The 17753-nt window shown below is 43.7% G+C and carries 18 protein-coding genes; all 18 read right to left on the bottom strand.

The window, feature by feature from the left end; all coding sequences use genetic code 11:
• Positions 1 to 81: 81 nt before the first annotated feature.
• The 18 genes from NCY30_RS01740 to NCY30_RS01655 all read right to left on the bottom strand — a co-directional run bounded on the left by NCY30_RS01740 (position 82) and on the right by NCY30_RS01655 (position 17752).
• A complete protein-coding gene (locus tag NCY30_RS01740) occupies positions 82 to 738 on the bottom strand; it encodes a helix-turn-helix domain-containing protein (protein WP_055181822.1) in 657 nt (218 codons plus the stop codon).
• A gap of 121 nt (positions 739 to 859) precedes the next feature.
• Positions 860 to 1699 carry a zf-HC2 domain-containing protein gene (locus tag NCY30_RS01735; protein ID WP_250818418.1) on the bottom strand — a complete coding sequence of 280 codons (840 nt, stop codon included), beginning with the start codon at positions 1697 to 1699 and terminating at the stop codon, positions 860 to 862.
• Positions 1699 to 2196: an RNA polymerase sigma factor gene (locus tag NCY30_RS01730; RefSeq protein WP_250818417.1), complete on the bottom strand. Its 498-nt coding sequence runs from the start codon at positions 2194 to 2196 to the stop codon at positions 1699 to 1701. The genes NCY30_RS01735 and NCY30_RS01730 overlap by 1 nt, the downstream gene beginning before the upstream one ends.
• Before the next feature lie 174 nt (positions 2197 to 2370).
• The gene (locus NCY30_RS01725; RefSeq protein WP_118308996.1) at positions 2371 to 3708 is read right to left on the bottom strand and encodes an MATE family efflux transporter; all 1338 of its coding nucleotides are present in this window, start codon (positions 3706 to 3708) and stop codon (positions 2371 to 2373) included.
• A gap of 346 nt (positions 3709 to 4054) precedes the next feature.
• The gene (locus NCY30_RS01720) at positions 4055 to 5344 is read right to left on the bottom strand and encodes a dicarboxylate/amino acid:cation symporter (RefSeq protein ID WP_044919544.1); all 1290 of its coding nucleotides are present in this window, start codon (positions 5342 to 5344) and stop codon (positions 4055 to 4057) included.
• Position 5345: 1 nt separating this feature from the next.
• The gene (gene rfbD, locus NCY30_RS01715; protein WP_006426505.1) at positions 5346 to 6194 is read right to left on the bottom strand and encodes a dTDP-4-dehydrorhamnose reductase; all 849 of its coding nucleotides are present in this window, start codon (positions 6192 to 6194) and stop codon (positions 5346 to 5348) included.
• 126 nt (positions 6195 to 6320) lie between these two features.
• On the bottom strand, positions 6321 to 6620 hold the full coding sequence (locus tag NCY30_RS01710) for a hypothetical protein (protein ID WP_022415495.1): 300 nt from the start codon (positions 6618 to 6620) through the stop codon (positions 6321 to 6323).
• 99 nt (positions 6621 to 6719) lie between these two features.
• Entirely contained in the window at positions 6720 to 8003 is a 1284-nt protein-coding gene (gene hisIE, locus NCY30_RS01705; protein WP_173784662.1) for a bifunctional phosphoribosyl-AMP cyclohydrolase/phosphoribosyl-ATP diphosphatase HisIE, read from the bottom strand.
• Between the two features lie 16 nt (positions 8004 to 8019).
• Positions 8020 to 8607: an imidazoleglycerol-phosphate dehydratase HisB gene (hisB, locus tag NCY30_RS01700; protein WP_006426501.1), complete on the bottom strand. Its 588-nt coding sequence runs from the start codon at positions 8605 to 8607 to the stop codon at positions 8020 to 8022.
• A gap of 32 nt (positions 8608 to 8639) precedes the next feature.
• Positions 8640 to 9938 carry a histidinol dehydrogenase gene (hisD, locus tag NCY30_RS01695; protein WP_055181918.1) on the bottom strand — a complete coding sequence of 433 codons (1299 nt, stop codon included), beginning with the start codon at positions 9936 to 9938 and terminating at the stop codon, positions 8640 to 8642.
• A gap of 49 nt (positions 9939 to 9987) precedes the next feature.
• A complete protein-coding gene (hisG, locus tag NCY30_RS01690; protein WP_006426498.1) occupies positions 9988 to 10623 on the bottom strand; it encodes an ATP phosphoribosyltransferase in 636 nt (211 codons plus the stop codon).
• Between the two features lie 5 nt (positions 10624 to 10628).
• Complete coding sequence (hisZ, locus tag NCY30_RS01685) at positions 10629 to 11882, bottom strand: ATP phosphoribosyltransferase regulatory subunit (protein ID WP_006426497.1); 1254 nt, start codon at positions 11880 to 11882, stop codon at positions 10629 to 10631.
• 58 nt (positions 11883 to 11940) lie between these two features.
• Positions 11941 to 12513 carry a Holliday junction resolvase RecU gene (locus tag NCY30_RS01680; RefSeq protein WP_173784661.1) on the bottom strand — a complete coding sequence of 191 codons (573 nt, stop codon included), beginning with the start codon at positions 12511 to 12513 and terminating at the stop codon, positions 11941 to 11943.
• A complete protein-coding gene (locus NCY30_RS01675; RefSeq protein ID WP_173784660.1) occupies positions 12471 to 13493 on the bottom strand; it encodes an RluA family pseudouridine synthase in 1023 nt (340 codons plus the stop codon). Before NCY30_RS01675 ends, NCY30_RS01680 begins: the two co-directional genes overlap by 43 nt.
• Positions 13494 to 13518: 25 nt before the next feature.
• On the bottom strand, positions 13519 to 14094 hold the full coding sequence (locus NCY30_RS01670) for a hypothetical protein (RefSeq protein ID WP_006426494.1): 576 nt from the start codon (positions 14092 to 14094) through the stop codon (positions 13519 to 13521).
• 102 nt (positions 14095 to 14196) lie between these two features.
• On the bottom strand, positions 14197 to 15009 hold the full coding sequence (locus NCY30_RS01665) for an SDR family NAD(P)-dependent oxidoreductase (protein WP_173733343.1): 813 nt from the start codon (positions 15007 to 15009) through the stop codon (positions 14197 to 14199).
• Between the two features lie 27 nt (positions 15010 to 15036).
• Positions 15037 to 17052 (bottom strand): YgiQ family radical SAM protein, encoded by a 2016-nt coding sequence (locus tag NCY30_RS01660; RefSeq protein WP_055181916.1) that lies wholly within the window; start codon positions 17050 to 17052, stop codon positions 15037 to 15039.
• Positions 17039 to 17752 carry a pseudouridine synthase gene (locus NCY30_RS01655; RefSeq protein ID WP_022415503.1) on the bottom strand — a complete coding sequence of 238 codons (714 nt, stop codon included), beginning with the start codon at positions 17750 to 17752 and terminating at the stop codon, positions 17039 to 17041. Before NCY30_RS01655 ends, NCY30_RS01660 begins: the two co-directional genes overlap by 14 nt.
• Position 17753: the final 1 nt, after the last annotated feature.

The raw sequence follows: 17753 nt of genomic DNA, 5'->3' as shown, positions 1-17753 counted from the left end.
TCTTATATTTCCCATGTCAGGCATATGATCTTTTATTTATTATATCGCTATTGCGATACAATTTCTATTGTTTTAAACGCATTAAACAGCACTTCTCCTCTTTTTTCTTGCCAAAAAAACTCTCACACAAACCCCCACAATCAATCCAACAACAATTATCGCCCAAAGCGACATCTGTTCCGACATCGGCAATGTTCCCCATTCATCTTTGCGCAAAAAGAACCATAACATATAACACAGGAAATAAATCACTGAAAACACCCCTTCGATCCAGGGATTCGAATATCTCAGCTTCCTTTCCGGGATTTTCTTATCCAGGTAATATGCAGCAAAGAACAGTGCACCCCATACAGCCCAGCATATAATATTCACACACATAGGTCCGTGTGAAAAAAGAGGAACCTGCAATACCGCAACCGCTGCAATTCCTAATATATATATGATCATCTGAATTTTATACAATAACGGCTCATCCAGCGATGCAATCCAGGCTTTTTCTGTCTCTTCCTGATAGTGTTCCGGTTCAATCCTTTTTCCAAGCATGAATTCACTGACACTGATATCCAGTATCTGACACAGTGGCTCGATCAGACTGATGTCCGGGAATGATTTTCCATTCTCCCATTTTGACACAGCTCTGTCTGTCACGCCCAGTTCTTCTCCCAGCTGCTTCTGCGTCAGATTTTTTTCCTTCCTGCATGTCGATATAAACCTTCCAAGTTCTAATGGTTCAACCATATGCGTCACCTCCTGTCGGCTTTATTATGCCATATTTCTCCCAGAAAAGCACTCCACTTATGGTTGAACGCCTCTAAATGCCGCTAATTCTCACTAATTCTTATGAAAATGGAATCAGATATCACTGAAGCGGCATCTGCGGATTCACCCATAATACTTTCACCGCATTTTCATCTGCCGGATCATCCTCTTCTTTCTCCAATGATTCCTTCACAAATTTTTCGACCCTCGCCGGAGCCTTTTTAACTTCATCATTTTCCTGCCACAGGATCTTTTTCTCACCGGATCTTCCGATATAGTCAAATTCCGATACCTTTGTTCCATTTTCTGTGACGATCTGTCCATCTTCGAACGGAATGACATATGCAGCCTCTTTGAATGTAATATACATCACTCTTGCAAATGGATTTATACTCGAATCCATAGATATTTCATATGTGGCAGTGTTCTTTGGCTCGCGCACGGCTCCAACCGCATCTTTACCTGCTGCCGTATTTGTATCTGTGTCTGTACCTGTCTGAGGATAAGACAGGCCTGTGATTCTGCGCTTACTCTTCACATGTACATACAGTCTGCCATCCTTTAACTGATACACTTCTTCTGTCTTTATATCTTTTGCCGCAATTCTCGACAAATGATAAGACTGAACAGCATCCGAAGACAGAATCACCATCAGCATCATACAAATCAGTAAAATAACTCCGCCTGCCATGACAATTCTTCGGTTTAATCTTTTTGAGACCTTTTCTGAGAACTCCCGAAAGACTTTCCACTCTTCGTCCATGCCTCCTGTTTCATCTGCTTCTATCGGAATCTCGCAATCCATCTTTTGCAGATATGTTCTGCAGGATTCGCATTCTTTTATATGTTCTTCTATTGCATTTCTGCTTTTTTCGCTGCATATATCATCCTGATATAATGGCAGCAGATCTCTGATGATTTCACATGGAATCTTTGCCATTATGTACTCCTCCTTTCCATAATCTCCTGAATCTTCACACGGGCTCTGTGATAGGTAACTCTCGCCCATGTCTCCTGCTTTCCAAATATCTGTGCAATCTCTTTATAATTCAATTCTCCAAGCACCTTTAGTGTAAATACCTCTTTATAAGGTTCGTCTAGATAATGAAGGATCTGATAAACCGTCATGGCTTCGTCCTTCCGAAGCATACGTTGTTCGGGTCCTTCCGTTTTTCCATCTCCATATGCCTGTTCTGTCAGTTCCTGATCCGTACGGTGTTTCTTTCTGGCATAAGAAATGTATTCATTCCTGGCAATCTGACACAGCCAGGATTTGATACTGCATTTTCCCTGGAAATGCTTTACTCCTTTTAGTGCTTTGAAAAATGTCTCCTGTGTGATCTCTTCTGCAATGTGCGGATCCTTACTCATTGCGAGAACGAAATAATACACATCCTGAAAATAGGTTTTATAAATTTCTTCCAACTCAAGCTTCAAGTACCTGTCACCTCCCTTCTGTTATCTATTAGACGCATGAATTCCATTTTTGTTACAGCCTTTTACATTTATTTTAGAATAATCTGCAAAATATGTCTTGCATCCTTTGATATAAAAAACTCCCTGAGCCCCAAAGACTCCGGGAGTTTTATATCTTTATATGTTCGAAAAAGCTCACTCTGCCGTAACCGCCATCGTCCTGTGGATCTTCTTCCTTACAAACCAGAAGCAGATCACCTGCATGATGATCGTTGCGATCCAGGATACCGGATAAGACAGAAACAAGAAAGTCAGTGATCTGTGTGAAGGGAACAGTCCATAGATCCAGATAATCCGGACTCCGACCGTACCGATGATAGAAAGAATCATCGGTACCGTGGAATATCCCATTCCTCTCAGTGCTCCCGGGAACAGATCCATCAGACCGCACAGGAAATAGGTAACGGTTGTATAAGAAAAGATTTCCATACCGTATTTGATAACATCTGCCTGATTACTGTAAATATGCAGAAGTTCCGGTCCGAATATGTACACACTGCTTCCGAGGATCAAAGTTACCACAACTGAAAGGATCATACAGTCAATCAGAACCCTGTCCATACGTTTTAATTTCTTCACTCCGTAGTTCTGGCTTGTGAAGCTCATACAGGCCTGTGTGAAGGAGTTCACCGACACATATAAGAATCCGAAAATATTATTCGATGCCGTATATCCTGCCATTGCGATCGATCCAAAAGAATTGACCGATGACTGCAGCATCGCATTTGAAATATTGATTACCGTGCTCTGGATTCCCGCCGGAACCCCGACTTCAAAAATCTGCTTCAGATACACGGATCTGATCCGAAGCTTTGCAAGGTGAAGCTGATAGCTGCTCTCTGTGTGATGCAGGCACCGGAGTACCAGGATACAGGATACCAGCTGGGATATAACGGTCGCAATCCCGACGCCTGCTACATCCAGATGAAAACCGATGACCAGGAACAGATTCAATACTGCATTAATCACTCCGGATACGATCAGGAAGATCAACGGACGTTTGGTATCCCCCACTGCCCTTAATATGGCTGCTCCATAGTTATACATCATAAAAAATGGCATACCGCAGAAATAAATCCGCATATAAAGTGTGGATTTGGCAATTACATCATCCGGTGTCCCCATAATTTCCAGTGCGCCTCTGGCAAAGACCACTCCAATCACCGCCATCGCCACTCCGCTTACCAGAGCAAGTGCAATAGCCGTATGTACCGTCTCCGACATTTCTTTTGTTTTTCCGGTCGCATAATATCTCGCTGCAAGTACATTTGCTCCCAATGAGATTCCGATGAAAAGATTGGTAAACACATTGATCAGTGCCGTTGTCGAACCCACCGCTGCGAGCGCCTGACTTCCGCTGAAACGTCCCACTACCACGATATCCACCGCATTGAACATCAGCTGTAAGATTCCTGACAGCATCAGTGGTATGGAAAATGAAATCAATTTGTCCATGATGGTTCCATTGCACATATCAATCTCATATTTATTTTTCTTCAAAACAACTCTCTCCTTTTATAGTAATATCTTCAATCAAAGCATAAAGCCGTATTTTTTATTGTAGCATAGATTTACCGTTTGTGAACATTTAATTATTAATTCGTTTTACATGTGTAAAGACATTTTCCTTGACAGAACATCAAAAACAACCTATAATCACTTAGCTTATATGTTTTCATTTACATTCATTGTAAACATCCATATCAGTAAATATAAAAAACGTATCTCTGCAATGTTTCCCCACTATCTGAAAAGGAAGCATCTCAGAGATACGTTTTTTATTTATTAGAACATCTTTTAAAAATTAATATCTTCGATCCTAATTCTCTTCCGCATAGAACACATTCTTATCCAGTGCCTTGTTCTGGTGTGCAACGATTGTTGTACATACAGCATCACCTGTGATATTAACGGCAGTTCTTGTCATATCCAGGATACGGTCGATACCCATGATCAGACCAATTGCCTCAACCGGAAGTCCGACAGAATTGAATACCATTGTCAGTGTTACCAGACCTACACTTGGCACACCGGCCGTACCGATGGATGCAAGTGTTGCAGTTCCGATTACAGTAATATAATCTGTCATACTTAAGTGGATTCCGAATGCCTGTGCGGCAAATACAACGGCTACCCCCTGCATGATCGAAGTACCATCCATATTGATGGTCGCTCCAAGAGGAATGGTGAAAGATGATATCTTCTTAGATACACCCACCTTCTTGGACAGGGTATCGATTGACAGCGGAATCGTTGCATTTGATGTTGCTGTTGAGAATGCGAAGGCCATAACCGGGAAGAACTTCTTGATAAATTTCAAAGGATTCAGTCCGGTAAATATCTTCAGTAAGATCTGGTATACACCGAAACACTGGATTGCCAGTGCGATCAATACACCGATCATATATTTTGCCAGCGGTACAAATGCACTGAATCCGATGTTTGCAAATGTGCGGCTGATCAGGCAGAAGACACCAATTGGGGCAAGTGCCATGATCATCATCGTCATTTCCATCATGATATCATTAAACTGGCTGAAGAAGTTCGCAACTGTCTCTGCACGTTCTCCTAATTTTGCAAGGATCACACCGATGATCAATGCAAATACGATGATCTGCAGCATCTCTCCGCTTGCAAGAGAATTAATCGGGTTATCCGGGATAATATTTAACAACGTGTCTGTCAATGAAGTAGCCTTCATAGTTTCTACAGATGCTGCATTAGTCTTGATCGTGCTCATGTCCAGTCCCACACCCGGATTGATCAGGTTTCCGACAGACAATGCTACGGTAACCGCAAGTGCTGTTGTTGCCAGATAAAAGATCAGTGTTCTTGCACCGACTGTACCAAGCTTCTTCGTATCCCCGATCGACATACTTCCGCACACAAGCGAACAGAATACCAGTGGTACAACCAACATCTTCATCAGTTTGATAAAGCCTTGTCCGACCACGTACAGTACACCTTCTACGATAATGTCGTCTTTGATATGTCCACTTGGAACCGCATAACATAAAATAATTCCAAATATCGCTCCTGCAAGCAATGCAATAAAAATCTTCGTTGTAAGTCCTATTTTCTTCTTTTCCTTCTTCTGTGTCTCTCCCATATTAGTCCTCCATTCTCTCATCCATATATTCTTTCAGTGAAGCTCTCCAGTCCGGCATCTCGTATACATTGATGATACGAAGGATAAAATTATCCAGAACCGCATATGCTGGTCTTGTAGAAGAAAGATCCGATTCGCTGGTCACTACCGGGCGCAGAGTGATCCTCTTTCCTGCAAGTTTCAAAACTTCCTGCGCAAATTCATAACGATTACATACACCCTGACAGGTTGCATGGTACGTTCCGTATTCATTCGTTTTGATCAGATAAAGAATAATACGTGCCAGGTCTTTTGCACTGGTCGGAGAACCAAACTGATCTGATGCAATCAGAAGTTCATCCTTTGTATCTGCTGCATGAAGTACGCGGTTTACAAAATTATTGCCATTTCCATACACCCAGTTACTGCGCAGGATGAAATGCTTGTGTGTAAATTCCTTTACATAATTCTCCCCTGCTCTCTTGGAACGTCCGTAAACGGTCTTCGGATTTGTGTCATCGAACTCCGTATATGGGGTATGCCGGATTCCGTCAAATACATCATCCGTGGATATCTGTACCATCTTGGCCCCTGTCTTTCTTGCCACAATACTTAAATTTCTTGCTCCCAGCGCATTCACACGGTATGCAAGCTCCGGTTCTTTTTCACAGAGATCTGTATCTGTGACTGCTGCACAGTTGATGATCACATCCGGACGGTTGATCACTCCGAAATTCAGCACCTCATCGGTGTCCGTAATGTCTAATTCTTCCTTATCTGTGTTAAACACTTCCATTTCCAATGGATCCAACACTTCATTGATGGCCGATCCGATCTGTCCGGATGCACCAACAATCCATAATTTTAACATATCTGCTTCCTCCTCATCTGTCGGGACTGGCTGACGCCAGTCTCTCTGCTTTCCTTTTAATATAGCTAGTATACACAAAAAAACCGTCAGTTTCAATTCTTAACCAACGGTCTCAAATCTACTCCTCTATGGTATTTTTTTCCACACATCGGTAATGTCAGCGTTTTTACTGACCTCCTGCACCACTTTTGTGCTGCTTATATGTAGAATATCTTTCCCTTCATTCTGCATAAATACAAACACCGCAAACAGAATCATACAAATAAATGTACGAATTCCCAGGCTTCCCTGTTCTGCCTCTTCCTCACCATACAGTTCACTATAAGATGCCCTGTATCTAGGATGTATTGCCGGTATCCCGGATTCCTGATAGCTGTAACGTGTCTGTTCCAGAAGTTCTCTTCTTCGCTTTTCCGCTTCATTCACATGCGCTCACCTCTGAAACAATATATGAGATATCTGTTTCACTCATGTGCAAAACTTACTGCATACAGGCTCTTTTTCATGTTTTCTAAGAGTTTCTGCTTAACGATCTGCCAATTCTTTTACGATATCTTCCCATGTCAGACCTTTTTCTACCATCAGAACCATTGCATGATACAGGAAATCCGCGATCTCATATTTGACTTCTTCCGGATTCGGATTCTTTGCTGCGATCACAACTTCCGTTGCTTCTTCTCCAATTTTTTTCAGGATCTTATCAATTCCCTTATCAAACAGATAATTCGTGTAAGACCCCTCCTTTGGATTCTCTTTACGGTCTACGATCGTGTCATATACCGATTCAAAGATCCGAAGCGGATTCGTCTCATCATAGTCAATTCCTACAAGCGGCTGGAAGAAGCAGGTCGGATTACCGGTATGGCATGCTGCTCCGATCTGATCTACTTTTGCAAGCAATGTATCCAGATCACAGTCAATCGTCAGGGATTTTACATACTGGAAATGACCGCTCGTCTCCCCCTTTACCCAGAGTTTCTGCCGGCTTCTGCTAAAATACGTCATCTTTCCTGTCTTGATCGTCTCATAGAAAGATTCCTCATTCATATATGCCAGCATCAGGATCTCCTGTGTCTTATAATGCTGGACGATGACAGGGATCAGGCCCTGATCATTGGTCTTAAACTGTGAGAACTCCATCATACTCTCAAAAGATGTCATCTTAATTCCTTCTTCCGTACACTTATCTTTGAATGCCACGCAATCAATATCTGTACGGCTTACATATCTTCCCGAAAGCCCCCGGACACCCGGGCATTTCAAAATTTTAAATAACTCTGACTCTTCTTCCGTATCCGTAATGATCACACACGGTACATCTGTTACATTCATAATGGAATTCAGATCCAGTCTGTGCATAAAGACAATTTCACTGCTGTAATCCTGGATCAGATGCTGATGTTTGAACAATGCATCAAAATCATTTAATGATACCGCAAGCTTCTCTTTTCCGAATCTTTTTGCCGCATCCTCAATCAGTTTGACACTATCCGGCTTAGAGAAATTCAGCATTGCCCGTTTTGCACCTGTATACAGAATCTTCTTAATATCTTCCTGGCGTCTGATATTGCCGCCTGCGATCATCGGGATCCTGATCACACGATTGATCCGTTTCATCAATGTGATCGTTTCATCATGTTCTTCATCCGAATCTGAGAGATCCAGCACGATCAGTTCATCTGCACCGTGATCACTGTAATATTTTGCAAGTTCAATTACGTCTTTGGATACAACAGTCGGATCATCAATCCATCTGACCGCTTTCCCGTCTTTTATGAAAATGCAAGGTATTAATCTTTTATAACTCATGTCTGTCCGTCTCCTTTTAGAGGCTTCCCTTTGTGGTCCATGCCTCTTTTATCCTTGGCTCTTCCATTGTCGCCATATCAAGTGCTTTTCCGAACGCTTTAAACAGCGCCTCCGCCTTGTGATGATCGTTGATACCATCCAGAATCTTCAGGTGGATATTCATCATTGCGCTGTAAGAAACTGCGTAAAAGAATTCCCTTACCATCTCAGTATCCATCTCACCCATCTTATCTGACACAAACTCTGCATTATAATTCAGATATGGTCTTCCGGAGAGATCCACCGCACAAAGTGCGAGTGTCTCATCCATTGGAAGCATAAAGTGGCCATAACGTTTGATTCCGGCTTTATCTCCTATTGCTTCCAGAATAGCCTGTCCAAGTACGATTCCCGTATCTTCGATGGTATGATGACTGTCCACTTCCAGATCCCCTTTCGCATGTACCGTCAGATCGAACAATCCGTGTCTTGCAAATCCATTCAACATATGATCAAAAAAACCGATTCCTGTATCAATCTCCGTCTTTCCGGTTCCATCCAGGTTCAGAGTTACCGTAATATCCGTCTCCTTTGTCGTTCTTGTCCTGGTGACTGTTCTGTTCATAGCTCCTCGCCTCCTTATTTTTCTGCTGTCTTCTACTCTTCGCCCTCAAAACGGACTTTGATAGAATTGGCATGTGCCGTCAGCTGCTCTGCCTCGGCAAATGCTTCAATATCTTTATGTATATCGCGTAATGCTTCTTCCGAATATCCGATGATACTTGATTTTTTAATGAAATCATCCACAGAAAGCGGTGAGAAAAATTTTGCTGTACCATTGGTTGGAAGAACATGGTTCGGTCCTGCAAAATAATCTCCCAGTGGTTCACTTGCGTATTCCCCGATAAAGATGGCACCGGCATTCCTTACTTTTGTCATCACATCATATGGATTCTTTGTCTGGATCTCCAGATGTTCGGATGCGATCTCATTTGCAATATCAATCACATCATCCATCGTATCTGCGACCAGGATATAACCGTAGTTGTCCAGTGATTTCCGGATGATCTCACTTCTGGAAAGTTCTTTTAAGAAACCATCCACTTCATCCGATACTTTCCGGGCAAGTTCTTCAGATGTTGTGACCAGGATTGCAGATGCAAGTTCATCATGCTCTGCCTGTGAAAGAAGATCTGCTGCCACAAATCTTGGATTTGCCGTCTCATCTGCAATAACAAGAATCTCGCTTGGTCCGGCAATTGCATCAATGCTTACATAACCATAAACTGCTTTTTTCGCCAGAGCAACATATATATTTCCAGGTCCTACGATCTTGTCGACTTTTGGAATGCTCTCTGTTCCGTATGCCAGAGCAGCAATCGCCTGCGCCCCGCCGACTTTATAGATGACATCCGCGCCGGCTTCATGTGCTGCAACCAGCGTGTTTGGTGTCACTTTTCCATCTTTTCCGGGCGGTGTGACCATCACGATCTCATCAACTCCGGCTACCTTTGCAGGTACAATGTTCATCAATACAGAAGATGGATATACAGCTTTCCCGCCCGGCACATATACACCGACTCTGTGAAGTGGTGTGACTTTCTGTCCCAGGATTGTTCCGTCCGGTTTGCTGTCGAACCAGCTGTACTGTCTCTGTTTTTCATGATACGTACGGATGTTCAGAAGAGCTTTGCGGATGATCTCCACCAGTTTTGGATCTACTTCTTTATATGCCTCTTCAATCTCCTCTTCTGTAACCTTAATATTGTCTGCAGTGATATCTGCATGATCAAATTTCTTCGTATATGCAAATACTGCCTGATCCTTTTCTTCTTTTACATGAGCGAGGATTTCCTGAACTCCCTGTTCATACTGACCGTAATTATTCGGGCTTCTCTTCAGAAGATCCTCCAGTAAGTTCTCTTTTGCATCTTTTGTCAAACGCTGTATTCTCATAGCCTTAACCGCCATCCTCTCATTTTATTTTCTTTCTGTCTGTACAGTATTATACCTGCTCCCGCAGTCTTGTCAGCAGGTCTTTGATTCTTGCGCTTTCCATACGCATACTGACCGGATTCACGATCATCCTAGCAGACAACGGACATACTTCCTCCAACACTTCCAGACCATTTTCACGGAGGGTTGACCCTGTCTCTACAATATCCACGATCACTTCGGACAGTCCGACGATCGGTGCAAGTTCAATGGAACCATTTAACTTAATGATCTCTACAGTCTGGTGCTTCGTGTTATAGAAATAATCTTTTGCAATATTCGGATATTTTGTTGCTACCCGGATCAGTTCATGATGCTGCAGAAGTGGTGCGGCATCTTTGTATCCGCATACACACATCTTACATTTTCCATATCCAAGATCCAGTACTTCATGTACCTTACGTCCTTCTTCCAGGATTGTATCTTTTCCAACGACTCCGATATCCGCTGCACCATATTCTACATATGTCGGAACATCCGGTCCTTTTGCAAGAAAGAAACGGAGTTTCAATTCTTCATTGGTGAAAATCAGCTTCCTGGAATCTTTATCTTTCATCTCTTCACAGGTAATCCCGATTTTCTCAAATAATTCTAATGTCTGTTTTGCCAGACGTCCTTTCCCCAGGGCAAATGTCAGGTATCTCATAATGTCTAACTCCTATCTGTACTATTCACGATCTTCTGCTCTCCGGTAACGAGATTGACCATCGTTACTTCTCCGGTCTCCTCGATATATACCAGACTTCCGGCATAATAATCATTTCCGTAACGGATATAATCTTCCAATCCACTGTTTTCATCCTTCTTCAGAAGTTCTGCATTCTTGGCTTTTCTACGGAAATCCTTCGCAAGGCGGATTGCTTCAAGCTGTCTTCCTTCCGCATATATGATGATCGTATTCTTTCTTGGATATACGATGCGGATCTTCTGACGGGTCAGTGCACTCACCAGTTCATCAATTACAATCGCAAAACCGATAGATGGTGATTTCTTACCGAACTTTTCGATCAGATGGTCATAACGTCCCCCCTTTACAACTGCATCCCCGGTTCCGTAAGTATAACCACGGAACACGATTCCTGTATAGTATCCATAGGTTCCTGTCATGCTCAGGTCAAAAGTGACAAATTTTTCCACTCCGTAATAGCGCAGGATGTGGTATATCTTCTCCAGGCGTCTGATTGCCATCACACCTTTGGAATTCGGCGCAAGGTTTTCCGCTTTTTCCAGGATATCAATTCCTCCGATCAGTTCATTCAATGCTGAAAATGCTTCTTTGGAGCTTCTCTTTGCCTGAATACTGTCCAGAAATTCTTCTACACCGAAGTAATTGCGGTTACCGATCAGTTCTCTTACTCTTTCTTCCGCCTCTTCATCCAGACTTGCATCTTCGATCAGGCTCTGGAAGAAATCAACATTGCCGACGCAGAGCTGGAATTCTTTCAGGCCGATCGTCAGCATTGATTCGATCACCAGAGCAAGCATCTCTGCATCTGCTTCTACTGAATCATCTCCGACAAATTCCGCACCCATCTGCGTTGTCTCTCTTAAACGTCCCTGATAGCTGGAATGGTTCACGAATGTATTCCCTGTATAGCACAGACGGATTGGAAGATTCTCATCTTTAAACAACGTTGCCGATGCTCTTGCGATCGACGGTGTGATATCCGGTCTTAATACCAGTGTGTTTCCGTCTTTATCAAAGAATTTATAAAGATCATTGGCCGGTGTCGTTCCGATCTCTTCACGGAACACATCAAAATATTCGATCGTCGGAGTCTGGATATCATGATATCCATATAAATGAAATACTTTTTTCAATCTGCTTTCCAACGCAAGTTTCTTACCACATTCTACGTTATATATATCCCGTACTCCCTCCGGAGTGTGTAATTTCTTCTTCATATGTCCTCCAAGTAGTAATGTTCTTTTTGGTACTTTAGTGTGCTACCATGTTAAAAAATCACTTTGCATTATACGCAGTTTCACCTGTTTTGTCAAGTTCATCCCGAAGTTCCAGATCAAGATTCAGTGCATCCAAATACGGAACATAGCATCCACGGAAAAATTTCATAAAAAAGCGCTCATCCAGCTCATCAAAACGGAAGCTCTTTCGACCCCCGTTCTGCGCCCGCATCCAAAACTTATACAGTTCTTCAAAACGCATATAATATAAGATATTTCTGGAAGAATAGTAGATCAGGATAAATGCGATTCCCTGCTGTTTTTCAAAGTTCTTCATAAACTCTACCTGATGTTCATGAATATTCTGAAGCGGAAATGTCTCCGCCACACATTCTTTTGCATCAAAACACACCGGAATTCCCTGTACCGCTCCAATATAGTCGATCGTACTGCGCTGCTCAAAATAAGCGAGCGTGATCTGTCTGTGTTCTTTATCCATCCGCACCGGTGTGATCGGGGTCGGAATCTTCTGCATCAGTGCCAGATTCTTTTCCAGATACCACTCATTGGTACGGTTGACCATATCTTCTAATGTAGAACCTCTAAGGCCTCTCGAGTTCCATGTTCCCATGCTGTCTCCTTTATCAGTTTCCAGAAAACCTCCGGTACCTTTGCATAAAATGTCTTTCCGGAAAGATTCTCCAGTTCTTTCTTCATCCCCGGCATTGTAAGCTGATAAGCATGCAGTACCTGGTCTTCGATCTTCCATTCTTTTTTATAGCGGTCATTCCATTTCTTAAAGCCGTATTTGTAATCTCCGAGAAGCGGATGTCCGGTACTCGCCAGATGTGCACGGATCTGATGGGTACGTCCGGTGATCAGATGTACCTTCAGAAGCGTCATCTCTTCATTCCACGCGATCGGGACATATTCTGTTTCTATAGGAAGGCCTTTTGCATCTTTGGAAAAGCCTCCCTTTGAAAGGCTGACACGGTTCGTCTTCTCGTCTTTCACAAAATACCCCCTGATGTGTGCCGGCTCCGTGATCCTGCCCTTTACAATACACAGATAATATTTTTTCAGTGTACGTTTCTTGAATAATTCTCCCATCTGCTGTAAGCCTGCCAGACTCTTCCCGGCAACAATCAGACCGCTGGTATTCCGGTCCAGACGGTTGCAGATCGACGGGCGGAAGGTCTTAAGATTCTCTCTGGTGAGCTGCCCGGATTCCAGAAGATATGCTGTCACATTCTCCACTACCGATACATCTGTTTCCTTCGCCTTCTGTGACAGCATTCCGGACGGTTTATTGATAAATATCACATTCTGATCTTCATAGATCACGTCCAGCTTCACCGTATTCTTTATGCTTTCTTCCACCGTCTTTCCAGCTGCCTGAAATTTGGCAATGGTATCATCTGCCAGAAACAGTTTCACGCTGTCTCCTTTTTTCAGATGTTCGTTCCCGGTTGCTTTCTTTCCATTCAGCACAATATTCTTTTTACGCAGCATTTTATAAATAAAGCTTCCCGGTGCTTCGCTCAGATATTTGCGCAGCAGTTTATCCAGGCGTTGTCCCGCCTCATTGTCATGAATGATCAGTTCTTTCATATTCTCTTCTAACTCCCGCTGTTTTCTACATAGAAATGTTTAAGATGATCTTCCGGATCTTTTTTTCTCTTCGTAATGATTCTTTCTGTTCTACCGCTGCCATATTATTCATGCCCTCCGCACGCGATAAAAATGCAGTATAGTCATGGAAAATCTTCACCGTCATCTTATCATAATGATTGTCTTTCAAAATATCTTTGATATGACGGGCAAGTGCCGCCTCATCGGTCTTCGGATTGCTTGCATATCCGCAGACAATGTGCCCGGATACAACCACTGCATCCAGAGGCATAACCTTCTGTGAACTGGTAATGATCATATCATATGCCTTCAGGATCAGAGGTGCTTTTTCCTCCAGCTCCTGGTATTTTGCTTCTTCAATACTCTTATATGGTGCCATTGTGATAAATTCCACCAACATCTTTGCTGCCGGAAGGCATCCGACTACCGCTACAACGGTAAGCAGATTCAGTCTGGATCCGGTCTGAATATATCCAGTTACAAAGATTGCGATCACAATTGCAAATTCTACGACCGCTCCCAGAAGATATTTCTGTTTTCTTGCCTTTACATATCCCGGCTGTCCTTTTTCTGTTCTCATATTGTCTGTCCTTTTTGTTTTCTATTTATAATTTTTCTGTAATCGTCTTTTTCTATCATGAAAAAACATTTTCCCAAGCTCATAGACATTCCGTATATGCCTTTATAAATCCGCATGGTTGATCTTCATCATCCCCCATACAAGCAGGCGATCCGGAAGGATCTTGGAAAGGATTCTGGAACCTTTCATTGCTGCTCCATATACCGAAACGCATCTTCCACGCACGCTGTCTGTAAGTGCCTGTGTCACCACCGCTTCCGGTTCGGCACAGAGTGCTTCTTTTTCACTTGCCGCAAGCGCACCGGCCCGGTCAAAGAATTCTGTACGTACCGGTCCCGGACACACTGCCGTTACCAGGATTCCCCGTTTCTTCAATTCTGCTGCCAGTCCCTGTGAAAAACGCAGTACATATGCTTTGGAAGCCGCATATACACAGAATCCCGGCTGTGCACAGAACGAAGCTGCCGAAGCCAGATTGACAATCCGGCTGCCTTTCGACAGATATGGCAGGCAGATTCCTGTCATTCTGGTGAGTGCTGTACAATTCAGATCAACCATGCCACACTGTTCTTTCAGATCAATGTCACTGACGTTACCGATCTTTCCATATCCTGCCGCATTTACAAGCATCCTTACATCTGCCTGCCGGCGATCCAGTTCTCTTTGCAGTTTTTCGAAAATATAGTCTCTCTGCATATCCCCGTCGAAGATCCTGACCGGGATCTTTACCTGTTCCTGCAGATTTTTCAGACGGTCTGTCCGTCTTGCCACTACCCATAATTCATCCAGGTTCTTATACAGCTGCGGGATCTGAAGCGCAAATTCCCTGCCCATTCCCGACGATGCTCCTGTAACGATCGCTATTTTCAACTTTAACACCTCTCTACATCCATCCGGCTGCCGGTTTTTCATCATTTTCCCTTTATGCTATTTCTCTTGCTGTTATTTCTTCTTATGCACATTCCGGATCGATTTCTTTTTCTGTCTGCTTCTATCCGTTCCTGTATTCTGTCTGCTGTTCTGTCTGTCACTTTGCACAGTATTTCTTCTGGAATGCTCGTTTTTGTTTTTCCCACGGTCATTCCGTCCCGGTTTTCCGGAAGACTTCTGATTCTGCGTTTTCTGTCCCGGTACTTTCTGCTGTGATCTGCCTTCGAATTTTCTCGGGCGTATCAGACAGTGTTTATCAAATCCTACCAGATCCATGCGGTGTGCCTTCTTCAGAGCCTCCATGACCAGATCATAATTCTTCGGATCCCGGTACTGGATCAGAGCTCTCTGCATTGCCTTTTCATGCGGATTCTTCGGCACATAGACCGGCTGCATCGTTCTTGGATCCACGCCTGTATAATACATACACGTCGAGATCGTTGACGGTGTCGGATAAAAATCCTGTACCTGTTCCGGCATATATCCAAGATCCCGGATATGCTCTGCTAGTTCTACCGCATCTTTCATTCTGGATCCCGGATGTGAAGACATCAGATACGGCACAAGATACTGATCTTTGTGGATCTTCTGATTCATCTTATTGTACTTTTTCACAAATTCCTGATATACACTGTTCTCTGGTTTTCCCATCAGTGTAAGAACATCATCCGATACATGCTCCGGTGCAACCTTTAACTGTCCGCTTACATGATAACGGCAGAGTTCCTCCAGAAATGCATCACTTTTATCCGCAACAACATAATCGAACCGGATTCCCGAACGGATGAATACCTTCTTCACTTTTGGAATGTCACGCAGTTCTTTCAGAAGTTTGATATAGTCTCTGTGATCTACTTTCAGATTCGGACACGGCTTCGGGAACAGGCACTGGCGGTTCTTACACACGCCACGTGTAAGCTGTTTTTCGCAGGATGGCTGGCGGAAGTTCGCCGTCGGACCTCCTACGTCGTGGATATAGCCTTTGAAGTCCTTTTCCTGCGTAATCATCTTCGCCTCATCTAACAGCGACTCGTGGCTTCTCACCTGCATGATCCTTCCCTGATGGAAAGTAAGTGCACAGAAGCTGCAGCCGCCGAAGCAGCCACGGTTGCTGATCAGACTGAACTTGACCTCTGAGATTGCAGGTACGCCGCCGTCCTTCTCATAAGAAGGATGGTAGGTCCGCATATAAGGCAGTCCGTAGACATCGTCCATTTCCCCTTCCGAAAGCGGAAGTGCCGGTGGATTCTGTACTACATACAGATGATCATTATATGGCTCTACCAGCCTTTTCCCGGCAAATGGATCGGTATTGCAGTACTGTGTATAAAAGCTTCTTGCATACTCCAGCTTATCCTGCTTCATATCTTCGTATCCCGGAAGAATCTCCGCGTCATAGACACTGTCCAGACTCTTCGTCTTATAAACCGTTCCAGCGATAAATGTGATATCACTGACCGCAATACCGCTGTCCAGAGCTTCTGCGATCTCAATGATCGAATGTTCTCCCATTCCATAAGATATCAGATCTGCACCGGAATCCAGCAGGATCGAACGTTTTAATTTGTCTGACCAGTAATCATAATGTGCCAGTCGTCTGAGACTTGCCTCGATCCCTCCGAGGATGATCGGTGTCTTCTTATATACCTGACGGATCAGGTTACTGTATACAACCGCTGCGTAATCCGGACGCTTTCCCATCACGCCTCCCGGCGTATAAGCATCCGTTCTGCGGTGCTTTTTCGACACGGAATAATGATTCACCATCGAATCCATATTTCCCGCAGAAACAAGGAATCCCAGTCTCGGTTCTCCAAGGATCGTAATGCTGTTCTTATCTTTCCAGTCCGGCTGCGCAATGATACCGACTTTAAATCCATGCGCTTCCAGAAGTCTCGTAATGATCGCATGTCCGAAAGACGGATGGTCTACATAAGCATCTCCGGAAATATAGACAAAATCCAGCTGTTCCCATCCCCGTTCTTCCATATCCTTTTTACAAATCGGTAAAAATTTATTTTCTGACATTCTCTATCTCCTCTTCTGTCAGCAGCCGGTATTCTCCGGGCTTCAGATTTTCATCCAGGCACAGGGTTCCCATGCGTTCTCGCTTCAGATAAGTAACTTCTTTACCCACTGCAAGGAACATCCGCTTCACCTGATGGAACTTTCCTTCATGGATCGTAAGGCGGATCTCAGATTCTTCTGCGCTCTTCATAATGTCAAGTTTTGCAGGTCTTGTCATCTCTTCTTCCTCTGCGCCGATATCGATTCCTTCTGCGAACCGCTTTACATCCTCTTCTGTAACCATTCCATCTATTTTTGCATAATAGACTTTATCCACATGCTTTTTCGGTGCCAGCAGACGGTGTGCCAGATCTCCGTCATTCGTGATCAGAAGTAATCCTTCCGTATCTTTATCCAGTCGTCCGACCGGGAAAAGATCCTTTCGTTTCTTGTCTTTGATCAGATCGATCACCGTAGTATCTCTCCGGTCCTCGGTCGCCGATACCACGCCGCCCGGCTTGTTCAGCATATAATATTCATACGACACATAGGAAATGTTACGGCCGCCTATTGTAACTTCATCGCATGTCTCATCAATCTTCGTATCTGCTGCTTTTACCACCGTCCCGTTAACGGTAACTTTCCCCTGACGGATCTGCTTCTTTACCTCCTGGCGGGTACCCACACCCATCTCTGCCAGATATTTATCCAGACGCATCATC

This window comes from Dorea sp. MB18-49 (assembly GCF_023669465.1).
Lineage (GTDB): Bacteria > Bacillota > Clostridia > Lachnospirales > Lachnospiraceae > Dorea_A > Dorea_A longicatena.
Note: the sequence above shows the minus strand (reverse complement) of the source record. Positions and strands in the feature narration are given on the sequence as shown.

Coding starts and splice junctions, on each gene's coding strand:
- NCY30_RS01740 (WP_055181822.1), bottom strand. CDS start 738: ATGGTTGAACCATTAGAACTTGGAAGGTTTATATCGACATGCAGGAAG.
- NCY30_RS01735 (WP_250818418.1), bottom strand. CDS start 1,699: ATGGCAAAGATTCCATGTGAAATCATCAGAGATCTGCTGCCATTATAT.
- NCY30_RS01725 (WP_118308996.1), bottom strand. CDS start 3,708: ATGTGCAATGGAACCATCATGGACAAATTGATTTCATTTTCCATACCA.
- NCY30_RS01720 (WP_044919544.1), bottom strand. CDS start 5,344: ATGGGAGAGACACAGAAGAAGGAAAAGAAGAAAATAGGACTTACAACG.
- rfbD (WP_006426505.1), bottom strand. CDS start 6,194: ATGTTAAAATTATGGATTGTTGGTGCATCCGGACAGATCGGATCGGCC.
- hisIE (WP_173784662.1), bottom strand. CDS start 8,003: ATGAGTTATAAAAGATTAATACCTTGCATTTTCATAAAAGACGGGAAA.
- hisB (WP_006426501.1), bottom strand. CDS start 8,607: ATGAACAGAACAGTCACCAGGACAAGAACGACAAAGGAGACGGATATT.
- hisD (WP_055181918.1), bottom strand. CDS start 9,938: ATGAGAATACAGCGTTTGACAAAAGATGCAAAAGAGAACTTACTGGAG.
- hisG (WP_006426498.1), bottom strand. CDS start 10,623: ATGAGATACCTGACATTTGCCCTGGGGAAAGGACGTCTGGCAAAACAG.
- hisZ (WP_006426497.1), bottom strand. CDS start 11,882: ATGAAGAAGAAATTACACACTCCGGAGGGAGTACGGGATATATATAAC.
- NCY30_RS01680 (WP_173784661.1), bottom strand. CDS start 12,513: ATGGGAACATGGAACTCGAGAGGCCTTAGAGGTTCTACATTAGAAGAT.
- NCY30_RS01675 (WP_173784660.1), bottom strand. CDS start 13,493: ATGAAAGAACTGATCATTCATGACAATGAGGCGGGACAACGCCTGGAT.
- NCY30_RS01670 (WP_006426494.1), bottom strand. CDS start 14,094: ATGAGAACAGAAAAAGGACAGCCGGGATATGTAAAGGCAAGAAAACAG.
- NCY30_RS01665 (WP_173733343.1), bottom strand. CDS start 15,009: ATGATGAAAAACCGGCAGCCGGATGGATGTAGAGAGGTGTTAAAGTTG.
- NCY30_RS01660 (WP_055181916.1), bottom strand. CDS start 17,052: ATGTCAGAAAATAAATTTTTACCGATTTGTAAAAAGGATATGGAAGAA.
- NCY30_RS01655 (WP_022415503.1), bottom strand. CDS start 17,752: ATGATGCGTCTGGATAAATATCTGGCAGAGATGGGTGTGGGTACCCGC.